Consider the following 2,700-nt stretch of genomic DNA (forward strand, 5'->3'; position numbering starts at 1 on the left):
GAAGACAGATGCCTATGAGAACACACGCCACGATGAGGGGCAACGCGCCTGAACCCGAAACAGCTTCCACGTAACGCTCCTGAACTCGATCCGCGGCCGCGGATCGGCTGACCGCACCTTCCGGGGCGGCAACATACAAAAAAAGCCGGCACGAAACCGGCTCTCCGCAATGGGCGGCTATTCAAAACGACTGACGCGGGTGATGACGACCATGTCCAGAGGCACAGCTTCGTGCTCGCCCTGCGGCTTCACCTTGAGCTTGGCAATCTTGTCCACCACGTCCATGCCGTCTTCCACGCGGCCGAACACGCAGTAGCCGAATCCTTCGGGAGTGTCGTCCCTGTGATCGAGCTCCTCGTTGTCCACCACGTTGATGAAGAACTGCGCCGCGGCGGAATGCGGTTCCGAAGTGCGGGCCATGGCCAGCGTGCCGCGCTTGTTGGAAAGGCCGTTGCCCGCTTCGTTGACCACGGGTTCGTGGGTGGGCTTTTCGTCCATGCGCACGCCGAGTCCGCCGCCCTGAATCATGAAGTCCTTGATAACGCGGTGGAAAATGGTGTTGTTGTAGAACTCTTCGTCCACATAGCGCAGAAAGTTCGCCACGGTGGCGGGAGCCTTGTCTTCAAAAAGTTCCAGCAGAATGTCGCCGGAGGAAGTTTCCATAAGAACAAGAGGATTGCTCATCGTCGTCTCCACAGAGGTAATTTTTTCTTTTGTGACGCAAAAAAGGGGAAAAGGCAAGGCAAACGGCCTAGAGGGGGCTTTCCATGAAGGCGCGCACCTCCTGCGCGCTGCCGCAGTGGCGCAGCGCCTGCATGAGGCGCACGGTCAGGGTTTCCACGGTCTTGTCGCCGCCGGAAATCGCCCCGAGCCTCGCCGCCAGCACCCCGATGGGATACCGGGAAAGATCCACGCCGTCGAACACGCACTGCGAGGCGCACACGATGACCACGCCCTTTTCCACGGCGCGGCGTATGGCGGGCAGAAAGCTGCCCCGGCTGTCGTTGGGCACGCCGCCCGCGCCGAATCCCTCGATGATGACGCCCCGATAGCCCGCGTCCACGAGCATGTCCAGAAGCCCGGGAGACGTGCCCGGCACGAGCTTGAGCACGCAGACCATGCGTTCAAGGCCGAGCACAAGTTCCAGAGGCTCCTTCGGCTGCGGCCGGCGCTCCTTCCACTGCACGCCCTGCGGCGTGATGCGCGCAAGAGGCGCGTTCACGCTGGCGTAGGCCGCAAAGCTTTCGGTGTGCATCTTCTTCGCCCTTCCGCCGTCGATGACCGCGCCGTGAAACACCACGAACACGCCGGGCTCGCCCTCGCAGGCCACGAAAAAGGCGTCCTTCAGATTGCGCGGGCCGTCGGAACCTTCCGCCTCCAGCGGAAGCTGCGCCCCCGTGATGATGACGGGCTTCGACAAATGCCTCAGCATCTGATGCAGCGCCGCCGCCGTGTAGGCCAGCGTGTCCGTGCCGTGCGTGATGACGAAGCCGTCGTACTTGTCGTAATTGTCGGCCACGGCGCGGGCCATGGTTTCCCAGTCTTCGGGCTGAAGGTTGCTGCTGTCGAGATTCATGAGCTCGCGCACATCCGCCCGGCAGGGCAGATCCCTGCCGAGATGTCGCAGCATGGCTTCGCCGGAAAGACGCGGCACCAGCCCGTCTTCCGAAGGCTCGCAGGCTATGGTGCCGCCCGTGGCCAGCATGAGAATGTTCTTCATCCGTTATCCTCTTCCAGAGGCATGAGTTCGCTTGCGCCGTCCGTCGCTTCTCTGAGCGCCTCGCGGCAGGGTTCCAGCAGATCTTCGGGCATCTCCAGGGTAAAGAGTCCCCGCGCGCCGAAGTCCTCTTCCACCACGCGCGCCTGAAAGCGCGGAAGCAGCCTGTAAAACCGGTCCGCATGGGCGTAGTCCACTTCCACCATCGCCTGCGCGAGCACCTTTTTTTCCGTCACGGGCAAAAGCAAAAGCGCCTGCTTCACGCCGTTCTGATACGCGCGCGTCAGGCCGCCCGTGCCCAGCTTGATGCCGCCGAAATAGCGCGTGGTCACGGCCGCAAGCTCGCCCACGCCCCCGTACAGAAGCTGCGCAAGCATGGGGCGGCCCGCCGTGCCGTGGGGTTCGCCGTCATCGCTCTGCCCCACCTGCGCCGTGTCGCCCGGACGCCCCGCGGCGTACGCCCAGCAGTGATGCCTCGCGTCGGGAAACTCCCGGCGCACGCTCTCCACAAAGCTGAGCGCGCGCTCCCGGCTGTCGGCCCGCGCAAGCGTGGTGATGAAGCGGCTGCGCTTTATCTCCTCTTCAAAGCGCACGCAGCACGCTTCTCTTCCGCCCGGACGGGTCAACAGCGCCGCGTCGAACAGCGGCAGATCGGGAACCTTGTAGGAGATCGCCATAAAAAACCTTTATTATCAGTATGTTGCCTAAAAAGACAAAAAAATAACCTCCGCCTTGCAAGAAAACACTTTACAAAGGCGGAACTCTGTCATAAATAAGAATCGTTCCTACTAAGGAGCGACACAACAAAGTAAACAAAACAACGTCAACGTTTTTTCGCACAAGGAGTCGTTATGAGCAAGACCTATGAAAACCTGATGGAAGCATTCGCCGGTGAATCTCAGGCCAACCGCAAGTACCTCGCCTTTGCCGCTCAGGCCGAAAAGGAAGGCTGCAAGCAGGCCGCCAAGCTGTTCCGCGCCGCC

General features: G+C 61.6%; 4 protein-coding genes. 1 reads left to right on the plus strand and 3 read right to left on the minus strand.

Features of this window, described 5'->3' with window-relative positions; all coding sequences use genetic code 11:
- Positions 1 to 177: 177 nt before the first annotated feature.
- From ACZM96_RS10525 to ACZM96_RS10535, 3 genes are all read right to left on the minus strand, one after another.
- Positions 178 to 684, minus strand: coding sequence for a peptidylprolyl isomerase (locus tag ACZM96_RS10525; RefSeq protein WP_294486439.1), 507 nt, complete (start codon positions 682 to 684; stop codon positions 178 to 180).
- 67 nt (positions 685 to 751) lie between these two features.
- Positions 752 to 1,720: an asparaginase gene (locus ACZM96_RS10530; protein WP_489489001.1), complete on the minus strand. Its 969-nt coding sequence runs from the start codon at positions 1,718 to 1,720 to the stop codon at positions 752 to 754.
- The gene (locus tag ACZM96_RS10535) at positions 1,717 to 2,394 is read right to left on the minus strand and encodes a YigZ family protein (protein WP_489489003.1); all 678 of its coding nucleotides are present in this window, start codon (positions 2,392 to 2,394) and stop codon (positions 1,717 to 1,719) included. The genes ACZM96_RS10530 and ACZM96_RS10535 overlap by 4 nt, the downstream gene beginning before the upstream one ends.
- A 174-nt stretch (positions 2,395 to 2,568) precedes the next feature.
- Here ACZM96_RS10535 and ACZM96_RS10540 point away from each other — a divergent pair.
- On the plus strand, positions 2,569 to 2,700 hold a 132-nt coding region (locus tag ACZM96_RS10540; protein ID WP_489489005.1), incomplete at its 3' end, for a ferritin family protein.

The organism is Mailhella sp. (assembly GCF_057866825.1).